The sequence below is a fragment of the Enterobacter sp. TMH.L2 genome (assembly GCF_050847315.1).
Classification (GTDB): Bacteria; Pseudomonadota; Gammaproteobacteria; order Enterobacterales; family Enterobacteriaceae; genus Cedecea.
In genome coordinates, this window is record NZ_CP193791.1 from 4,391,783 (window position 1) to 4,411,810 (window position 20,028).

The following is a 20,028-nucleotide window of genomic DNA, read 5'->3' on the forward strand; positions in this document are numbered from 1 at the left end:
GACCGTTATATTTCCATATAACCATCAATCTAATCCTGAACTAAGCTGAAAATCTTTCGTCTCTCAAAACACCTTCGGTGTTGTAAGGTTAAGCCTCACGGATCATTAGTACTGGTTAGCTCAACGTATCGCTACGCTTACACACCCAGCCTATCAACGTCGTAGTCTTCAACGTTCCTTCAGGACCCTTAAAGGGTCAGGGAGAACTCATCTCGGGGCAAGTTTCGCGCTTAGATGCTTTCAGCGCTTATCTTTTCCGCATTTAGCTACCGGGCAATGCCATTGGCATGACAACCCGAACACCAGTGATGCGTCCACTCCGGTCCTCTCGTACTAGGAGCAGCCCCCCTCAATTCTCCAGCGCCCACGGCAGATAGGGACCGAACTGTCTCACGACGTTCTAAACCCAGCTCGCGTACCACTTTAAATGGCGAACAGCCATACCCTTGGGACCTACTTCAGCCCCAGGATGTGATGAGCCGACATCGAGGTGCCAAACACCGCCGTCGATATGAACTCTTGGGCGGTATCAGCCTGTTATCCCCGGAGTACCTTTTATCCGTTGAGCGATGGCCCTTCCATTCAGAACCACCGGATCACTAAGACCTGCTTTCGCACCTGCTCGAGCCGTCACTCTCGCAGTCAAGCTAGCTTATGCCTTTGCACTAACCTCACGATGTCCGACCGTGATTAGCTAACCTTCGTGCTCCTCCGTTACGCTTTAGGAGGAGACCGCCCCAGTCAAACTACCCACCAGACACTGTCCGCAACCCGGATCACGGGTCTACGTTAGAACATCAAACATTAAAGGGTGGTATTTCAAGGTTGGCTCCACGCAGACTGGCGTCCACGCTTCAAAGCCTCCCACCTATCCTACACATCAAGGCTCAATGTTCAGTGTCAAGCTATAGTAAAGGTTCACGGGGTCTTTCCGTCTTGCCGCGGGTACACTGCATCTTCACAGCGATTTCAATTTCACTGAGTCTCGGGTGGAGACAGCCTGGCCATCATTACGCCATTCGTGCAGGTCGGAACTTACCCGACAAGGAATTTCGCTACCTTAGGACCGTTATAGTTACGGCCGCCGTTTACCGGGGCTTCGATCAAGAGCTTCTCCTTGCGGATAACCCCATCAATTAACCTTCCGGCACCGGGCAGGCGTCACACCGTATACGTCCACTTTCGTGTTTGCACAGTGCTGTGTTTTTAATAAACAGTTGCAGCCAGCTGGTATCTTCGACTGCCTTCAGCTCCACCCGCGAGGGGCTTCACCTGATGACAGCGTGCCTTCTCCCGAAGTTACGGCACCATTTTGCCTAGTTCCTTCACCCGAGTTCTCTCAAGCGCCTTGGTATTCTCTACCTGACCACCTGTGTCGGTTTGGGGTACGATTCAATGTTACCTGATGCTTAGAGGCTTTTCCTGGAAGCAGGGCATTTGTTACTTCAGCACCGTAGTGCCTCGTCATCACACCTCAGCGTTTGATAAGCGTCCGGATTTACCTAAACGCTCCGCCTACATGCTTAAACCGGGACAACCGTCGCCCGGCTAACATAGCCTTCTCCGTCCCCCCTTCGCAGTAACACCGAGTACAGGAATATTAACCTGTTTCCCATCGACTACGCCTTTCGGCCTCGCCTTAGGGGTCGACTCACCCTGCCCCGATTAACGTTGGACAGGAACCCTTGGTCTTCCGGCGAGCGGGCTTTTCACCCGCTTTATCGTTACTTATGTCAGCATTCGCACTTCTGATACCTCCAGCAAACCTCACAGTTCACCTTCGACGGCTTACAGAACGCTCCCCTACCCAACAACACATAGTGTCGCTGCCGCAGCTTCGGTGCATGGTTTAGCCCCGTTACATCTTCCGCGCAGGCCGACTCGACCAGTGAGCTATTACGCTTTCTTTAAATGATGGCTGCTTCTAAGCCAACATCCTGGCTGTCTGTGCCTTCCCACATCGTTTCCCACTTAACCATGACTTTGGGACCTTAGCTGGCGGTCTGGGTTGTTTCCCTCTTCACGACGGACGTTAGCACCCGCCGTGTGTCTCCCGTGATAACATTCTTCGGTATTCGTAGTTTGCATCGGGTTGGTAAGCCGGGATGGCCCCCTAGCCGAAACAGTGCTCTACCCCCGAAGATGAGTTCACGAGGCGCTACCTAAATAGCTTTCGGGGAGAACCAGCTATCTCCCGGTTTGATTGGCCTTTCACCCCCAGCCACAAGTCATCCGCTAATTTTTCAACATTAGTCGGTTCGGTCCTCCAGTTAGTGTTACCCAACCTTCAACCTGCCCATGGCTAGATCACCGGGTTTCGGGTCTATACCCTGCAACTTAACGCCCAGTTAAGACTCGGTTTCCCTGCGGCTCCCCTATACGGTTAACCTTGCTACAGAATATAAGTCGCTGACCCATTATACAAAAGGTACGCAGTCACCCCATAAAGAGGCTCCCACTGCTTGTACGTACACGGTTTCAGGTTCTTTTTCACTCCCCTCGCCGGGGTTCTTTTCGCCTTTCCCTCACGGTACTGGTTCACTATCGGTCAGTCAGGAGTATTTAGCCTTGGAGGATGGTCCCCCCATATTCAGACAGGATACCACGTGTCCCGCCCTACTCTTCGAACTCACAGTATGTGCATTTTAGTGTACGGGAGTATCACCCTGTACCCTGCGACTTTCCAGACGCTTCCACTAACACACAAACTGATTCAGGTTCTGGGCTGCTCCCCGTTCGCTCGCCGCTACTGGGGGAATCTCGGTTGATTTCTTTTCCTCGGGGTACTTAGATGTTTCAGTTCCCCCGGTTCGCTTCATTACGCTATGTATTCACGTAATGATAGTGTGACGGATCACACTGGGTTTCCCCATTCGGAAATCGCCGGCTATAACGGTTCATATCACCTTACCGACGCTTATCGCAGATTAGCACGTCCTTCATCGCCTCTGACTGCCAGGGCATCCACCGTGTACGCTTAGTCGCTTAACCTCACAACCCGAAGGTGTCTCGTAAGACACAATCGCTGTTGTGAAAATTTGAGAGACTCGAACATGTCTTAACCTCATTCTTTATTACGGAAGAATAAGACGACATGTCGTTTCAATTTTCAGCTTGTTCCGGATTGTTAAAGAGCAAATATCTCAAACATGACTCTTTCAAGTCAGCTTTGAGATAGTTCGGCACGCAACTTTCACTTACATACCAGCAAGTGGCGTCCCCTAGGGGATTCGAACCCCTGTTACCGCCGTGAAAGGGCGGTGTCCTGGGCCTCTAGACGAAGGGGACACTGAAGTCTCAATCGCAAGACGCCTTGCTTCTCTACATCTATCAGACAATCTGTGTGAGCACTACGCGGGTTGTATCTATTAGGTAAGGAGGTGATCCAACCGCAGGTTCCCCTACGGTTACCTTGTTACGACTTCACCCCAGTCATGAATCACAAAGTGGTAAGCGCCCTCCCGAAGGTTAAGCTACCTACTTCTTTTGCAACCCACTCCCATGGTGTGACGGGCGGTGTGTACAAGGCCCGGGAACGTATTCACCGTAGCATTCTGATCTACGATTACTAGCGATTCCGACTTCATGGAGTCGAGTTGCAGACTCCAATCCGGACTACGACGCACTTTATGAGGTCCGCTTGCTCTCGCGAGGTCGCTTCTCTTTGTATGCGCCATTGTAGCACGTGTGTAGCCCTACTCGTAAGGGCCATGATGACTTGACGTCATCCCCACCTTCCTCCAGTTTATCACTGGCAGTCTCCTTTGAGTTCCCGGCCGAACCGCTGGCAACAAAGGATAAGGGTTGCGCTCGTTGCGGGACTTAACCCAACATTTCACAACACGAGCTGACGACAGCCATGCAGCACCTGTCTCAGAGTTCCCGAAGGCACCAATCCATCTCTGGAAAGTTCTCTGGATGTCAAGAGTAGGTAAGGTTCTTCGCGTTGCATCGAATTAAACCACATGCTCCACCGCTTGTGCGGGCCCCCGTCAATTCATTTGAGTTTTAACCTTGCGGCCGTACTCCCCAGGCGGTCGACTTAACGCGTTAGCTCCGGAAGCCACGCCTCAAGGGCACAACCTCCAAGTCGACATCGTTTACGGCGTGGACTACCAGGGTATCTAATCCTGTTTGCTCCCCACGCTTTCGCACCTGAGCGTCAGTCTTTGTCCAGGGGGCCGCCTTCGCCACCGGTATTCCTCCAGATCTCTACGCATTTCACCGCTACACCTGGAATTCTACCCCCCTCTACAAGACTCAAGCTTGCCAGTTTCGAATGCAGTTCCCAGGTTGAGCCCGGGGATTTCACATCCGACTTAACAAACCGCCTGCGTGCGCTTTACGCCCAGTAATTCCGATTAACGCTTGCACCCTCCGTATTACCGCGGCTGCTGGCACGGAGTTAGCCGGTGCTTCTTCTGCGAGTAACGTCAATCACCAAGGTTATTAACCTTAATGCCTTCCTCCTCGCTGAAAGTACTTTACAACCCGAAGGCCTTCTTCATACACGCGGCATGGCTGCATCAGGCTTGCGCCCATTGTGCAATATTCCCCACTGCTGCCTCCCGTAGGAGTCTGGACCGTGTCTCAGTTCCAGTGTGGCTGGTCATCCTCTCAGACCAGCTAGGGATCGTCGCCTAGGTGAGCCATTACCCCACCTACTAGCTAATCCCATCTGGGTTCATCTGATGGCAAGAGGCCCGAAGGTCCCCCTCTTTGGTCTTGCGACGTTATGCGGTATTAGCTACCGTTTCCAGTAGTTATCCCCCTCCATCAGGCAGATCCCCAGACATTACTCACCCGTCCGCCGCTCGTCACCCAGGAGCAAGCTCCCTGTGCTACCGCTCGACTTGCATGTGTTAGGCCTGCCGCCAGCGTTCAATCTGAGCCATGATCAAACTCTTCAATTTAAAAGTGTTTGATGCTCAAAGAATTAAAACTGTTTATAAAATCAGTAGTCACTCTTCAAGACTTGATATTTGTTTGCATCCGAAGATGCTGAGATATCAATCCTGCGAGTGCCCACACAGATTGTCTGATAAATTGTTAAAGAGCAGTGAGTCAGTCGCTTTCGCTTGCTAACTCGAGGTGGCGTATATTACGCTTTCCTCTTTCAGAGTCAATCCTTAATTTCAGGATTTTTCACTCTCATCGCCGCCGTTACTCTGTGATGTTGTTCACATGTTCCGTGTCGATGGAGGCGCATTATAGGGAGTTCTCCCGGCGCTGCAACACTAAAATGACAGAAAAATGACTGACTGCTGCATTCCACAGCAAAACCCCGCCTTATACCCTTTTGCACACAGACTTATCCACAATCCGGATTTGAACTTAAAATTCGCGAGCGCGACGCAAACGTTTTCGCTACAATGCACCGCGATAAAATGGACACCCCCGATGGGGGCGTTAGCTGAGTTTTCGTCTCTTCTTTTCCTCAATTACCCTTTTCTGCGCCGCCAGAACTAAGGTGAAGACTAAAATTCAGCTAACGCTCTTCTATATGCGAACCAAAGCCAAGGGATAAAACCATGTCACAACGTCGTCCTGTACGCCGCGCACTGCTCAGTGTTTCTGACAAAGCCGGTATCGTCGAATTCGCTCAGGCCCTCTCCCAACGTGGAGTGGAGCTGCTGTCCACCGGCGGAACCGCCCGCCTGCTGGCAGAAGCAAACCTGCCGGTAACCGAAGTCTCCGACTACACCGGTTTCCCGGAGATGATGGACGGACGCGTCAAAACGCTGCACCCGAAAGTTCACGGCGGCATTCTGGGCCGTCGCGGTCAGGACGATGCCATCATGGCGGAGCACGCCATCTCTCCTATTGATATGGTCGTCGTTAACCTTTATCCATTTGCCCAGACCGTTGCCCGCGAAGGCTGCTCTTTAGAAGATGCCGTTGAGAACATCGACATTGGCGGGCCAACCATGGTTCGCTCCGCAGCCAAGAACCATAAAGATGTGGCGATCGTAGTAAAGAGCAGCGACTACCAGGCGATCGTTGCCGAGCTGGACGCCAACGAAGGATCCCTGACGCTGGAAACCCGTTTCGATCTGGCGATCAAAGCTTTCGAACACACTGCGGCCTACGACAGTATGATCGCTAACTACTTCGGTAGCCTGGTCCCGGCCTATCACGGCGAAAGCAAAGATCCTGCCGGGCGATTCCCACGCACGCTGAACCTGAACTTCATTAAGAAGCAGGATATGCGTTATGGCGAAAACAGCCACCAGCAGGCCGCCTTCTATATAGAAGAAGAAATCAAAGAAGCATCCGTGGCAACCGCGGCCCAGGTTCAGGGCAAAGCGCTCTCCTATAACAACATCGCGGATACCGATGCGGCGCTGGAATGCGTGAAAGAGTTCGACGAACCAGCCTGCGTTATCGTTAAACACGCCAACCCTTGCGGCGTGGCCGTCAGCGGTTCCGTACTCGAAGCCTACAATCTGGCTTATAAAACCGATCCAACCTCTGCCTTCGGCGGCATCATCGCTTTCAACCGTGAGCTGGATGCAGAAACCGCACAGGCCATTATTTCTCGCCAGTTCGTCGAGGTCATTATCGCCCCTTCCGCCAGCGAAGAAGCGCTGAAGATCACCGCGGCCAAACAGAACGTTCGCGTCCTGGTTTGCGGCCAGTGGCAGAAACGCACGGCTGGCCTCGATTTCAAACGCGTCAATGGCGGCCTACTGGTTCAGGATCGTGATTTGGGTATGGTGACAGCAGGCGATCTGCGCGTAGTCACTAAACGTCAGCCGACCGAGCAAGAACTGCATGACGCGCTGTTCTGCTGGAAAGTGGCGAAGTTCGTTAAATCCAACGCCATCGTTTATGCCCGTGACAATATGACCATCGGCATAGGTGCAGGCCAGATGAGCCGCGTCTATTCCGCAAAAATTGCCGGTATCAAAGCCAGCGATGAAGGCCTGGAAGTAAAAGGTTCTGCTATGGCTTCTGATGCTTTCTTCCCATTCCGCGATGGGATTGATGCCGCCGCCGAAGCTGGCGTGAGCTGTGTGATCCAGCCGGGCGGTTCCATTCGTGATGATGAAGTCATTGCCGCCGCCAACGAGCATGGGATCGCAATGATCTTCACCGATATGCGCCACTTCCGCCATTAATTACCGGAGCGTTTATAGATGAAAGTTTTAGTTATTGGTAACGGCGGGCGCGAGCACGCGCTGGCCTGGAAAGCGGCTCAGTCCCCTTTAGTACGTACTGTATTTGTTGCACCAGGTAACGCAGGTACCGCGCTGGAGCCAGCGCTGCAGAACGTTGCTATCAGCGCGACAGATATTCCAGCTTTGCTTAGCTTTGCGCAGAACGAAAACATCGACTTAACCATCGTCGGCCCGGAAGCGCCGCTGGTGATTGGCGTGGTGGATGCCTTCCGCGCCGCTGGCCTGAAAATCTTCGGGCCTACCGAAGGGGCTGCACAGCTGGAAGGCTCGAAGGCCTTTACCAAAGACTTCCTGGCTCGCCACAATATCCCGACGGCGGAATACCAGAACTTTACCGAAGTTGAGCCTGCGCTGGCTTACCTGCGCGAGAAAGGGGCGCCCATCGTAATTAAGGCCGACGGCCTGGCAGCAGGGAAAGGCGTTATTGTGGCGATGACGCTGGAAGAAGCGGAAGCTGCCGTCAATGACATGCTGGCCGGGAACGCGTTTGGCGATGCGGGTCACCGTATTGTTATTGAAGAGTTCCTCGATGGCGAAGAAGCCAGCTTTATTGTGATGGTAGATGGCGAGCACGTTCTGCCGATGGCCACCAGCCAGGATCATAAACGCGTTGGCGACGGCGATACTGGCCCAAACACCGGCGGCATGGGTGCTTACTCTCCCGCTCCGGTTGTGACTGACGAAGTGCATCAGCGCACCATGGAACGCGTGATTTGGCCAACCGTGCGCGGTATGGCTGCCGAAGGGAATACCTACACGGGCTTCCTGTATGCCGGGTTGATGATCGACAAGCAGGGTAACCCGAAGGTGATTGAGTTCAACTGCCGCTTCGGCGATCCGGAAACTCAGCCCATCATGCTGCGTATGCAGTCAGATCTGGTCGAGCTGTGCCTCGCCGCCTGTGATGGCAAGCTGGATGAGAAAGACTCTAAGTGGGACGAACGTCCGGCTCTAGGGATCGTGCTGGCGGCGGGCGGTTATCCGGCCGACTATCGTAACGGCGACGTTATCCATGGTCTGCCACTGGAAGAAGTGGCCGATGGCAAGGTGTTCCACGCCGGGACTAAGCTCAGCGAAGATGACCGCGTGCTCACCAACGGCGGGCGCGTATTATGCGTGACTGCGTTGGGCGAAACGGTAGCCAAAGCGCAACAGCGCGCGCTGGAGCTGAAAAAGGATATTCATTGGGAAGGCAGTTTCAGCCGCTCGGATATCGGTTATCGCGCCATTGCGCGTGAAAACGCTAAGTGATCTCGACTGTACACACTAAACCGCCCGCGTGGCGGTTTTTTTATACCTAGAAATCGCCAGGCTTAGGCTGCCAACTGCAGAAGTTCTGGTTCGCCACCAGCAGCAGCTGTGAACCTTCCGGGGCTTCGAGCCAGGCAATACTGACGTCAAGGGAGGAGTTGCTCTGACGGCGCGCTATATGGCTCAGGGAGGCGCTATCAAGCTTTGGCGATAACGTTTCACCTTCGCAGGTCGTTACCGTGCCGTTCTGGTGCCAGCGCCCCTGGCGCAGCACAACGTGGCCGATGCGCAGCGCTTCGCTAGTCTCACGAATACGATTGGCGTTGAACTGGTACAAAGCAACCTGATCGTTAGAAAGCTGCTGCTTCTGGCTATTCACTTCCCGCTGCATAAAGCTCAGCTCGCCGTGGTCGTCAAAGCGGACTTTGACATGCTCCGGCTGCTTGCCCTGAATATTGAGTTCGATAAAGGTCAGTTTGTCGCCCTGCCAGCGGTATTCCCCGGTGGTGGTGGCGCCGTGCTGCCACGGGCTAAACGCGGTAAGGATATGGGTAGATTCATCGGCGTTGTCTTTTCGCCAGATGCGCACCACGCCCTGGTCGGCAACATAGCCGGTAGCGGTAAAAGGAGGGAGTTTGTTACTGCTGCATGCCGTGAGCACCAGAACACCCGCCAGCGCCAGCAGCGGACGCCAGACGGACAAAAGGGGCGTAAACGCCCCTCTGTTAAAACTGTTCACTGACACGCGTTAACTTACTTAACCGCGTCTTTCAGTGCTTTACCAGAAACAAATGCCGGCACGTTAGCAGCAGCAATTTTGATTTCTTTACCGGTCTGCGGGTTGCGGCCAGTGCGCTCAGCACGGTGGTTCACTTTGAAGGTACCGAAACCAACCAGTTGTACAGCATCACCTTCTTTCAGAGACTCAGTAATTGCAGCCAGAGTGGATTCCAGAGCAGCTTTAGCCTGTGCTTTAGACAGGTCAGCCTTGTCAGCAATTACATCAATCAGTTGAGTCTTGTTCATAAGTTATCCTTACAATGTGTTTATCGCTTGCTAAGCATCGAGTGCGACGGAAATGCCTAAAAAGCACTCTCCTGCATACACGCACCGATAGCCACTTTTATTCGCCCCACAAATGTAGACCAGACGGGGGGTTAATTGGAAGCCTCCAGGGAGGACAAATCAGACTGTATGTCACGTTTTACTGTCTTACTGCTGCAAATTTATACCGATATTACTGATGCCGGCCTCACGGAGGTCAGCACGAAGCCCTTTAATGAGCTCAATATCGCGTTCTTCGCAGTCCGCCAGCAGCCGGAAAATCTCCCACTGAATGTCCCATTCTTCTTCTACCGCCGGGTTTGCTCTCAACTCCTCGTCGGTCATTTCACGACCGGCCTGAGTCATTTCCAGCATCGCCACCGAAGTGATTGAACATTTACTGACTTCGATTGCGTGCTCCAGCGTTTCACCCGAGAGACGCGAGTGAATAAGCTCACTCAACGCCACGCACGCGTCAATCGCCGGATAGACACCGTAAATATCATAGTCGTCAGCCGCAGGAATTGCCTCTTCAAGTTTCTCTAACTGACTATCAAAGTTCACTTTGGCGTCTTTCACCGTTTGGGTTTCCCAAACCAGGTCCAGGATCTTGCGATAAAGCTGAGGATCGCCAAAGCCAGTTTGCTGGCAAAACATGGCGTAGTTCGGGTACATACGCTCGCACAAAGAAGCCATAAAAGTGACGTGCTGCCAGCTTTCCAGCTTCTCCAGGCGTAAATGAATAGGGTTCTGTAACATGACGATGTCTCAAAGACGGAAAATTAGCGGCAGTTTACCTGAATCACCTGCCGATTGCTTGCAGGCGCTTAAAAGCCGGGCGCCCGGAGGCAACGGCATCGGCCCAACGGGTTGGCTCCGGCAAACGGTAGCCGGCCATGCAGCGCTCCACCCACTTTAATGCGCCGTCGAGGCTTATGCGGTGCCCGGTAGAAATAAACAAAGGATTACAGCGTTTTTTACTGCGCCAGACCCAGGCCAGCTGCTCGCCTTTGTCCATCAACGGGGCACGAGCGTCAGGCTCGTCCCCCAGCGGTTCAAACTTCCCGCACAGCCGCTTTTTCGCCACGCCAATCGTCGGCACATCCACCAGCAGCCCAAAATGGCTGGCAACCCCTAAACGACGGGGATGCGAGATGCCGTGTCCGTCCACAAACACCAAATCGGGCTTCTGCGAAAGCATACCCCACGCCTCAAGCAGCGCGGGATATTCGCGGAAGGATAAAAAGCCGGGGATATAAGGCATGGTGGTGGCAATTCTTGCCACCTGATATTCAACCAACTCAAGAGACGGGTAGCTCAACAAAACGATGGCCGCGCGGGTGACGTCTCCGCCTTGTTCAAACCCCACATCGGCCCCGGCGATCAACCGCGGCGGATCCTGCTCAAGGCGATCTTCTCGGATCACCTTTGAGGCCAGATTCAGCTGTTGCTCTCGCAGTATGGTGAGATCCATCTCTTGCTACCTTAAGCCTGGTGGTATTGCGCGGACAGGCGATGCACGGCTTCCACAAAGACGCCGGCATGCTCTGGTGGAACGTCCTGGTGAATGCCGTGCCCAAGGTTAAAGACGTGTCCTTCCCCCTGCCCGAAACCAGCCAGAATGGTGGCAACTTCTTCTTCGATACGTGCCGGCTGAGCGTACAGCATGGAAGGGTCCATGTTGCCCTGCAGCGCGACTTTATGGCCTACGCGACGACGTGCATCTGCAATGTCCGTTGTCCAGTCGAGGCCCAGTGCGTCGCAGCCGGTTTCCGCCATCGCTTCAAGCCACTGCCCGCCGCCTTTGGTGAACAGCGTCACCGGTACACGGCGGCCATCGTTTTCACGCAGAAGGCCATCGACAATTTTGTGCATGTAGTAGAGCGAGAATTCTTTGTAATCGCGCCCGCTCAGCACGCCACCCCAGGTGTCAAAGATCATTACCGACTGCGCGCCCGCGCGGATTTGCGCGTTCAGATACAGCGTCACGCTCTGCGCCAGCTTATCCAGCAGCAGGTGAAGCGCTTTCGGGTCGGCAAACATCATTTTCTTAATCACGGTGAAGGCTTTGCTGCTGCCGCCTTCCACCATATAAGTGGCCAGCGTCCACGGGCTGCCGGAGAAGCCAATCAGCGGCACTTCACCCTTCAGTTCACGGCGAATAGTGCGCACCGCGTTCATCACGTATGCCAGCTCGCCTTCCGGATCGGGAATCGGCAGCTTTTGAACGTCGGCCAGGCTTTGAATCGGGGAGCTAAAGCGCGGGCCTTCCCCGGCTTCAAAGTACAGCCCAAGCCCCATCGCATCCGGGATGGTCAGAATGTCCGAAAAGAGGATCGCCGCATCCAGCGCGTAACGGCGCAATGGTTGCAGAGTGACTTCGCAGGCCAGCTCAGCGTTTTTGCACAGCGACATAAAGTCACCCGCCTGAGCGCGCGTCGCCTTATATTCCGGTAGATAACGCCCTGCCTGGCGCATCATCCACACAGGGGTGACATCTACCGGCAAGCGCTGCAGGGCGCGCAGGTAACGATCGTTCTTCAGTTCAGTCATGTTTACCTTTCCTTTAGCTGTATCGCCGCAGTCTATCATTCATAGTCCGCGCGACACAGGGCGACGGTATCTTCAATTAAGCGGCGCGCCACGGTGCCCGGCGGCGGTAACAGCGGCAGTTGGTCATAGCGATACCAGCCCGCATCCAGCAGCTCCTTCGGGTCAATCTTGATTTCACCGCTGTGATAATCCGCCATAAATGCGGTCATCAGCGACTGCGGGAACGGCCAGGGCTGGGAAGTCACGTAGCGCAGGTTTTTCACCTGAATACTGCTCTCTTCCATAACTTCGCGAGCCACCGCCTGCTCCAGCGTTTCACCCACTTCGACAAACCCGGCCAGCACGGTGTAGACGCCGTTGCGGTGGCGCGTGTGCTGAGCCAGCAGGATATGATCATCCTTACGAATAGCGACAATAATGCAGGGGGCAATTTGCGGGTAATAGCGTTCCCGGCAGTGCCCGCAGAGCATTGCCCATTCGCTTTTGCTGAAGTGCATTTCATGGCCGCAGTAACCGCAATACTTATGCGAGCGATAAAACTCGGCCAGTTGAACGCCTCGCCCGGCCAGCTGGAACAGGCCCACATCGCGATCCAGGAGCTGACGCAGCGAGCCCATATCCGAGCGGCGGTTTTCACGAATCAGCCAGACGGGCTCACCTTCCCACTCACCGATATCCAGGGCGCGGCTGCCTACGAGTTGAAATTCTTCCGCGCTGCCGTGAGGTAAGTCACCCTGAGGCAACCATATTTTTTGCTCATGGCTGACTATCCACCAACCATGATCTAAGTTTTGAATAACACGTTCCATAACCTGGTGCACATCCCCGTGTTCACTGATATAAACAATTAGTTTTTACTTTTTTGGGTTAGTTTGCGTTCAATCTTTTAACTCACGGAGTCTCAATCATGCTGAACCAGTTAGCCAATCTGACTGAGCGCGTTGGTGGTAGTAATGAGTTAGTTGACCATTGGCTGCAGGCCCGTAAGCACCTGTTGGTCGCCTATTACAACATGGTCGGGATCAAGCCTAACAAGGAATCGCACACCGCGCTCGACGAAAAAGCGTTAGACAATTTTTGCCACGGCCTGGTGGATTACCTCTCTTCCGGGCATTTCAGTATCTACGAGCGAATTATCAGCAACCTGGAAGGCAGCAGCCCGCTGCTAAGCGCAGCCCAGCTCTACCCTCAGTTGGAAGCCAACACCCAGCAAATCATGGATCTCTACGATTCCCATCTGGAAAACGCCATCGACCGCGACAGCTGGGTCGAATTCCAGCAGGCGCTGTCAGAGATTGGCGAGTGCCTGGAGTCCCGCTTCACCCTTGAAGATAAACTAGTCCTCCTGGCTATTGATAACAACCTCGACGGCAGCGCCAGCGATCCTGCCGGGCTGGCAAGTCCAGCTTGAGTTGTTAGCTATTAACGAGTAATTTACAACTTTCCCACCGCAAGGTGGGATCATTCTTGTCGGAGTGCCGAGTGCGTTATGCACCGGCTGAGACCGTTAATTCGGGATCCGCGGAACCTGATCAGGTTAGAACCTGCGAAGGGAACAAGAGTAATTCTGTCTTTGGGTACACCCGTTTTCAGGCGGCCCATATCCATTACTCCTTCCGTTGTCCTGACAAGCCATATCCTGACTAAACCTGGAATGAGCTATGTCTGCATCTGAAAAAAAACCTGGCCGCCGTGAACAGCGCGCCGCCGCCCAACACTTCATCAACACGCTTGAAGGCACCGCCTTCCCCAACTCCCGACGCATCTATCTGATCGGGTCACGTGAAGATATCCGCATCCCGATGCGCGAAATCCAACTCAGCCCAACGCTCACCGGCGGGAGCAAAGATGCCCCGCAATATCAGCCGAACGAGGCGGTTCCTGTCTACGATACCTCTGGCCCCTATGGCGATCCCGACATCGCCATAAACGTGTTAAACGGGCTAAATCCCCTACGCAGCGCCTGGATCGACGACCGCGGCGACAGCGAAACGCTGGGTGACCGCAGCTCCGCTTACACAAAAGCGCGTCTTGCCGACGACGGCCTGGACGAGTTGCGCTTTGAAACTCAGTCCAAACCTCGCCGGGCAATAGCCGGGCAATGCGTCACCCAGTTGCATTACGCCCGCAAAGGCCTTGTCACCCCGGAGATGGAATTCATCGCCATTCGCGAAAATATGGGGCGCGAGCGTATTCGCGATGCCGTCCTGCGCCACCAGCATCCCGGCGAAGGGTTTGGGGCCCGCCTGCCGGAAAACATCACGCCGGAGTTTGTCCGCGATGAAGTCGCCGCCGGGCGAGCGATTATTCCCGCCAATATCAACCACCCGGAATCAGAGCCGATGATTATCGGCCGCAATTTCCTGGTGAAGGTCAATGCCAATATCGGCAACTCGGCGGTCACGTCTTCTATTGAAGAGGAGGTGGAGAAGCTGGTGTGGGCCACTCGCTGGGGGGCAGACACGGTGATGGACCTCTCCACCGGCCGCTACATTCATGAAACGCGGGAATGGATCCTGCGCAACAGCCCGGTGCCCATCGGCACGGTGCCCATCTACCAGGCGCTGGAGAAGGCGAACGGTATCGCCGAAGACCTGAGCTGGGAGATGTTCCGCGACACGCTGCTGGAGCAGGCAGAGCAAGGTGTGGATTACTTCACCATTCACGCGGGCGTGCTGCTTCGCTATGTCCCGATGACCGCGCAGCGCCTGACCGGGATCGTATCGCGCGGCGGATCGATTATGGCGAAGTGGTGCCTGTCCCATCATCAGGAAAACTTCCTGTATCAGCACTTCCGTGAAATCTGCGAAATTTGCGCCGCCTATGACGTTTCCCTTTCCCTGGGCGATGGCTTACGCCCGGGCTCCATTCAGGATGCCAACGACGAAGCGCAGTTTGCCGAACTGCATACGCTGGGCGAGCTGACCAAAATTGCCTGGGATTACGACGTCCAGGTGATGATTGAAGGCCCGGGGCATGTGCCGATGCAGATGATTCGCCGCAACATGACCGAAGAACTGGAGCATTGTCACGAAGCGCCTTTCTATACCCTTGGCCCGCTCACAACCGACATCGCACCAGGCTATGACCACTTCACCTCCGGCATTGGCGCCGCCATGATCGGCTGGTTTGGCTGCGCGATGCTTTGCTACGTCACCCCGAAGGAGCACCTCGGCCTGCCGAACAAAGAGGATGTTAAGCAGGGACTAATTACCTACAAAATTGCCGCTCACGCTGCGGACCTGGCCAAAGGGCATCCCGGCGCACAAATACGCGACAACGCGATGTCCAAAGCACGCTTTGAATTCCGCTGGGAAGACCAATTCAACCTGGCGCTCGACCCCTTCACCGCCCGCGCTTACCACGATGAAACGTTGCCGCAGGAATCCGGCAAAGTCGCGCATTTCTGTTCCATGTGCGGCCCTAAGTTTTGCTCCATGAAAATCACCCAGGAAGTGCGCGATTACGCCGCAAAACAGGCGAGAGATGCTGGCATGGAAGATATGTCCCAGCACTTTCGCGCCCGGGGCGGCGAAATTTATCTCAGACAAGAGGAAGCATAATGTCCAGACTCACTTTCCCTGCCACCTCACGCCGACTGGGCCTTTATCCGGTCGTCGACAGCGTGGAATGGATCGAACGTCTCCTCGGGGCTGGCGTCAAGACTATCCAGCTCCGCATTAAAGACAAACGCGATGCAGACGTTGAAGCCGACGTCATCGCAGCCATTGCGCTGGGCGAACGCTACAACGCTCGCCTGTTCATTAACGATTACTGGCGACTGGCCATCCAACACGGTGCCTACGGCGTACACCTCGGCCAGGAAGATATGGATGTCGCCAACCTGGCGGCGATAAGCGAAGCCGGACTGCGTCTGGGGCTTTCAACCCACGACAACATGGAAATGGATCGCGCCTTAAGCGCAAACCCGTCCTACATCGCGCTGGGCCATGTCTTCCCTACCCAAACCAAGCAGATGCCCTCTTCCCCTCAAGGGCTGAATAAGCTGGCAGAACATATTCAGACGCTGGGTGATTACTCCACCGTCGCCATCGGCGGAATAACCATCGATCGCGTACCTGCCGTCTTAGCCACCGGCGTGGGCAGCGTCGCCGTCGTCAGCGCCATTACACAGGCTCCCGACTGGCGCATCGCCACGGCGAAGCTACTCGACCTGGCGGGAACTGGCGATGAATGACGCGGATTTTATGCGCTATAGCCGCCAGCTACTGCTGGAAGACGTGGCGATTGAAGGGCAGGAAAAATTGCTGTCCAGCACGGCGCTGGTCGTCGGTCTGGGCGGCTTAGGTTCACCTGCCGCGCTGTATCTCGCCGCCGCTGGCGTAGGCAAGCTTATCGTCGCGGACGATGACAGGGTGCATATCAGCAATCTCCAGCGCCAGATCCTGTTCACCTCAGAAGATATTGAGCGCCCGAAATCTTCCGCAGCCCACCAGCATCTGCAGCGCCTGAACCCAGGCGTAAAAATTGTTCCGCTGGCAGAAAGGCTAACGGGAGCTTCTCTGACAGAAGCCGTGCGCGAGGCCGACGTGGTGCTGGACTGCAGCGACAATATGGCAACCCGCCAGGCGGTAAACGCCGCCTGCGTGGCCGGGAATACGCCACTTATCACCGCCAGCGCCGTCGGTTTTGGCGGCCAGATGATGGTGCTAACACCGCCCTGGGAACATGGCTGTTACCGCTGCGTCTGGCCTGACGAGAGTGAACCCGAACGCAACTGCCGCACTTCCGGCGTCATCGGCCCGGTCGTGGGCGTGATGGGCACTCTTCAGGCGCTGGAGGCCATTAAATTACTTACCGGCATGACGCCTGCTGCTGGCGCTTTGCGCCTGTTTGACGCCCGGCAACATAGCTGGCGCACTCTGGCGATGCAAAAATCAGCCACCTGCCCGGTCTGCGGAGGTCGCGATGCGCATTCAGTTTAACGATGAATATCTGGAATGTACGGCCGGCCTGACGCTCGCAGCCCTTCTGGCCCAGCTTGATCAGGGCAAAGTTGGCGCGGCACTGGCCGTTAATCAAACTATCCTCCCACGTGAACAGTGGAGCAATTATCTGCTGCGCGAGGGCGATACCATTCTGCTGTTTCAGGCAATTGCCGGGGGCTGACATGTTACAGATTGCCGATAAAACCTTTTCCTCCAGCCTGTTCACCGGCACCGGAAAATTCTCCTCCAGCCAGATGATGATCGACGCGATTCGCGCTTCTGGCTCACAGCTTGTCACCATGGCGATGAAACGCGTGGATTTACGTGGCCATAGTGATGATATTCTTCAGCCACTGCAGCAGGCGGGCGTGCATTTGCTGCCCAATACTTCCGGGGCGAAAACGGCAGAGGAAGCTATTTTTGCAGCCCAGCTTGCCCGCGAAGCGCTGGGAACAAACTGGGTTAAGCTGGAAATTCATCCTGATGCCCGCTATTTACTCCCGGACCCGATTGAAACGCTGAAGGCCGCCGACGCTCTGGTCAAACAGGGATTTGTGGTGCTGCCTTACTGCGGCGCCGATCCCGTGCTCTGCAAACGTCTGGAGGAAGCCGGCTGTGCGGCCGTGATGCCGCTCGGCGCGCCCATCGGCTCAAATCAGGGTCTGCAAACCCGCGCGCTGCTGGAAATCATCATTGAGCAATCCCGCGTGCCTGTTGTTGTCGATGCGGGGATCGGTGCACCAAGCCATGCAGCCGAAGCGTTGGAAATGGGGGCTTCTGCCGTGCTGGTCAATACCGCCATAGCGGTCGCCCGTGACCCGGTACAAATGGCGCAGGCGTTTCGCCTGGCCGTGGAAGCCGGAAGCCTTGCGGCACAGGCCGGGTTAGGATCTCGCCACCAGCAGGCTCAGGCCTCCAGCCCGCTGACCAGTTTCCTGCAGTTTAGCGAGGAGAATGCCTGATGGCAGAAACCTTTACCGACCGCTGGCGTCAGCTGGACTGGGACGATATCTCCCTCAAAATTAACGGTAAAACGGCGGCAGATGTCGAACGCGCGATTAACGCCTCCCGCCTGACGCGAGAAGACTTGATGGCTTTGCTCTCCCCTGCCGCCAGCCGTTACCTGGAGCCTCTTGCTCAGCGGGCGCAGCAGCTTACGCGTCAGCGCTTCGGCAACACGGTCAGTTTTTACGTGCCGCTCTATCTCTCTAACCTGTGCGCCAACGACTGTACTTACTGCGGCTTTTCCATGAGCAACAAGCTTAAGCGCAAAACGCTGGATGAAGCGGAGATTGAGCGGGAATGCGCGGCTATCCGTGCCCTGGGGTTCGAACACCTTTTGCTGGTGACCGGCGAGCACCAGACCAAAGTCGGCATGGATTATTTCCGCCAGCATCTGCCGGCTATCCGCAGCCGCTTTAGTTCACTGCACATGGAAGTCCAGCCGCTGGACGAGAATGAGTATGCCGAACTCAAAACCCTCGGGCTTGATGGCGTGATGGTGTACCAGGAAACCTATCACCCGGCGACCTACGCCCAGCACCACCTGAAAGGCAACAAGCAGGATTTCTTCTGGCGGCTGGAAACGCCCGACAGGCTGGGCCGCGCGGGTATCGATAAAATCGGCCTTGGCGCGCTGATTGGGCTGTCGGGCAGCTGGCGCACCGACTGTTTTATGGTGGCCGAACACCTGCTTTGGCTACAGCAGCGCTACTGGCAAAGCCGATATTCTGTCTCCTTCCCGCGCCTGCGCCCGTGCACCGGCGGCGTAGAACCCGCCTCAATCATGACTGAGCAGCAGTTGGTGCAGACGATCTGTGCGTTCCGCCTGCTTGCGCCGGACGTGGAATTGTCGCTTTCTACCCGAGAATCACCGTGGTTCCGCGACCACGTGATCCCATTGGCGATTAACAACGTCAGCGCGTTTTCGAAAACACAGCCCGGCGGCTATGCCGATAATCACCCGGAACTTGAGCAGTTTGCCCCACACGATGGCCGAACGCCGCAGGAAGTTGCCGCCGCGCTCCGTCACTCAGGTTTGCAGCCGGTCTGGAAGGACTGGGATCATTTTCTGGGAAGAAACGCGCAATCCTGATGTAACACACGGCAAGGGAAAGGATAAGTTTCGGTGTTTGCCGAAAGAACATCGATCGGTCGTTGTCGCTTCTCTGCCGTTCAAATACTGTCCTCCGGTCAGCGCAGATGACTGACCGGAGCGGCAGCAAACGCTTCCTCATGCCGCTCCGCCTTCACAACTGCCGTCTTGATTCTTCGAGAAAAAACAAAAATGTAACCGGTTTCAGTTTTCTACGGTTTCTTTTGTGATACCTGACACACAATCGGGTTAAAGCGGTTGTTGCCGCCCCCTCTGCCGGATAAATATCTCTGTATCCTTCGGACATTGAGAGCGAACTATGAAAAATATCGTGTTGTGTTGTGCTGCAGGTATGTCGACCAGCATTCTGGTTCAACGTATGGTTGATGCCGCACAAAAGAAAGGCATCGAGGTCTCAATCAAGGCTGTGCCCGTGGCAGAGTTTAAAGAGAACATCGAACGCGCCGACATCGTTCTGCTTGGTCCGCAGGTGAAATATGAGCAGGCCAAACTTCAGGCCCTTGCCGATCCTCTGGGTAAAAAAGTCGCCGTTATCGACATGATGGATTACGGTTTGATGAAAGGCGACGTGGTGCTTGATAAAGCCCTGAAAATGATGGAGTAAGATGTGGAAGATTTAGAATCAATTATTATGGAACTGCTGGTCAACGCCGGCAGCGCACGTAGTCAGGCCCTGACTGCTCTGCAGCTGGCACGTAAAGGTGACTTTGAGGGTGCCGAGAAGGCAATGGAAGAGTCACACGAATTCGTGAAACACGCCCATAAAATCCAGACCCAGTTGATTGGCCTCGATGAAGGCTCCGGCAAACTGCCGGTAAACCTGATTACCGTTCACTCTCAGGACCACCTGATGAACGCCATGGTCATTCAGGATCTGGCTACCGATATGATTGAGCTTTACCGCCGCCTGCCGCTGGTGAAATAAGCCCTCTTT

The 20,028-nt window shown here is 55.0% G+C and carries 17 protein-coding genes, 1 tRNA gene, 2 rRNA genes and 1 riboswitch; of the genes, 11 read left to right on the forward strand and 9 right to left on the reverse strand.

From position 1 onward, the window contains the following. Positions 1-84: 84 nt before the first annotated feature. The 3 genes from ACREYP_RS21030 to ACREYP_RS21040 form a co-directional block, all read right to left on the reverse strand. Positions 85-2,991, reverse strand: a 23S ribosomal RNA gene (locus ACREYP_RS21030). Positions 2,992-3,212: 221 nt separating this feature from the next. Then, positions 3,213-3,288, reverse strand: a tRNA-Glu gene (locus tag ACREYP_RS21035). 85 nt (positions 3,289-3,373) lie between these two features. Beyond that, positions 3,374-4,913 (reverse strand): 16S ribosomal RNA (locus ACREYP_RS21040). The 16S and 23S rRNA genes sit together here with 1 tRNA gene alongside, the layout of an rRNA operon. A 618-nt stretch (positions 4,914-5,531) precedes the next feature. Here ACREYP_RS21040 and purH point away from each other — a divergent pair. Next, complete coding sequence (purH, locus tag ACREYP_RS21045; RefSeq protein ID WP_336819853.1) at positions 5,532-7,121, forward strand: bifunctional phosphoribosylaminoimidazolecarboxamide formyltransferase/IMP cyclohydrolase; 1,590 nt, start codon at positions 5,532-5,534, stop codon at positions 7,119-7,121. Positions 7,122-7,139: 18 nt separating this feature from the next. Then, positions 7,140-8,432 carry a phosphoribosylamine--glycine ligase gene (gene purD, locus ACREYP_RS21050; protein WP_166869326.1) on the forward strand — a complete coding sequence of 431 codons (1,293 nt, stop codon included), beginning with the start codon at positions 7,140-7,142 and terminating at the stop codon, positions 8,430-8,432. 46 nt (positions 8,433-8,478) lie between these two features. Here purD and ACREYP_RS21055 read toward each other — a convergent pair whose 3' ends face one another. The 6 genes from ACREYP_RS21055 to nudC form a co-directional block, all read right to left on the reverse strand. Beyond that, positions 8,479-9,171, reverse strand: coding sequence for a DUF1481 domain-containing protein (locus ACREYP_RS21055; RefSeq protein WP_008460166.1), 693 nt, complete (start codon positions 9,169-9,171; stop codon positions 8,479-8,481). Between the two features lie 14 nt (positions 9,172-9,185). Further along, on the reverse strand, positions 9,186-9,458 hold the full coding sequence (gene hupA, locus ACREYP_RS21060) for a nucleoid-associated protein HU-alpha (RefSeq protein WP_002884342.1): 273 nt from the start codon (positions 9,456-9,458) through the stop codon (positions 9,186-9,188). A gap of 186 nt (positions 9,459-9,644) precedes the next feature. Then, complete coding sequence (locus ACREYP_RS21065) at positions 9,645-10,235, reverse strand: YjaG family protein (RefSeq protein ID WP_008460165.1); 591 nt, start codon at positions 10,233-10,235, stop codon at positions 9,645-9,647. Between the two features lie 43 nt (positions 10,236-10,278). Then, positions 10,279-10,950, reverse strand: coding sequence for a deoxyribonuclease V (gene nfi / locus ACREYP_RS21070; protein WP_336819849.1), 672 nt, complete (start codon positions 10,948-10,950; stop codon positions 10,279-10,281). A gap of 11 nt (positions 10,951-10,961) precedes the next feature. Continuing rightward, on the reverse strand, positions 10,962-12,029 hold the full coding sequence (gene hemE / locus ACREYP_RS21075; RefSeq protein ID WP_008460163.1) for a uroporphyrinogen decarboxylase: 1,068 nt from the start codon (positions 12,027-12,029) through the stop codon (positions 10,962-10,964). Positions 12,030-12,064: 35 nt separating this feature from the next. After that, positions 12,065-12,838 carry an NAD(+) diphosphatase gene (gene nudC / locus ACREYP_RS21080; protein ID WP_008460162.1) on the reverse strand — a complete coding sequence of 258 codons (774 nt, stop codon included), beginning with the start codon at positions 12,836-12,838 and terminating at the stop codon, positions 12,065-12,067. 98 nt (positions 12,839-12,936) lie between these two features. On the opposite strand from nudC, the gene ACREYP_RS21085 reads away from it, so the two are divergent. From ACREYP_RS21085 to ACREYP_RS21125, 9 genes are all read left to right on the forward strand, one after another. Further along, on the forward strand, positions 12,937-13,440 hold the full coding sequence (locus ACREYP_RS21085) for an Rsd/AlgQ family anti-sigma factor (RefSeq protein WP_008460161.1): 504 nt from the start codon (positions 12,937-12,939) through the stop codon (positions 13,438-13,440). 50 nt (positions 13,441-13,490) lie between these two features. Beyond that, positions 13,491-13,601: riboswitch (TPP riboswitch) on the forward strand. An 89-nt stretch (positions 13,602-13,690) separates the two neighbouring features. Next, on the forward strand, positions 13,691-15,592 hold the full coding sequence (gene thiC, locus ACREYP_RS21090) for a phosphomethylpyrimidine synthase ThiC (RefSeq protein ID WP_336819846.1): 1,902 nt from the start codon (positions 13,691-13,693) through the stop codon (positions 15,590-15,592). Next, positions 15,592-16,227: a thiamine phosphate synthase gene (thiE, locus tag ACREYP_RS21095; RefSeq protein WP_336819844.1), complete on the forward strand. Its 636-nt coding sequence runs from the start codon at positions 15,592-15,594 to the stop codon at positions 16,225-16,227. The genes thiC and thiE overlap by 1 nt, the downstream gene beginning before the upstream one ends. Then, on the forward strand, positions 16,220-16,975 hold the full coding sequence (locus ACREYP_RS21100; RefSeq protein WP_213717012.1) for a HesA/MoeB/ThiF family protein: 756 nt from the start codon (positions 16,220-16,222) through the stop codon (positions 16,973-16,975). Before thiE ends, ACREYP_RS21100 begins: the two co-directional genes overlap by 8 nt. Further along, the gene (thiS, locus tag ACREYP_RS21105; protein WP_008460157.1) at positions 16,959-17,159 is read left to right on the forward strand and encodes a sulfur carrier protein ThiS; all 201 of its coding nucleotides are present in this window, start codon (positions 16,959-16,961) and stop codon (positions 17,157-17,159) included. Before ACREYP_RS21100 ends, thiS begins: the two co-directional genes overlap by 17 nt. Position 17,160: 1 nt before the next feature. After that, positions 17,161-17,940, forward strand: coding sequence for a thiazole synthase (gene thiG, locus ACREYP_RS21110; protein ID WP_336819839.1), 780 nt, complete (start codon positions 17,161-17,163; stop codon positions 17,938-17,940). After that, the gene (gene thiH, locus ACREYP_RS21115) at positions 17,940-19,073 is read left to right on the forward strand and encodes a 2-iminoacetate synthase ThiH (RefSeq protein ID WP_336819836.1); all 1,134 of its coding nucleotides are present in this window, start codon (positions 17,940-17,942) and stop codon (positions 19,071-19,073) included. The genes thiG and thiH overlap by 1 nt, the downstream gene beginning before the upstream one ends. Positions 19,074-19,392: 319 nt before the next feature. Continuing rightward, entirely contained in the window at positions 19,393-19,698 is a 306-nt protein-coding gene (locus ACREYP_RS21120; RefSeq protein WP_008460154.1) for a PTS sugar transporter subunit IIB, read from the forward strand. A gap of 3 nt (positions 19,699-19,701) precedes the next feature. Continuing rightward, positions 19,702-20,019: a PTS lactose/cellobiose transporter subunit IIA gene (locus tag ACREYP_RS21125; RefSeq protein WP_008460153.1), complete on the forward strand. Its 318-nt coding sequence runs from the start codon at positions 19,702-19,704 to the stop codon at positions 20,017-20,019. Positions 20,020-20,028 lie beyond the last annotated feature (9 nt).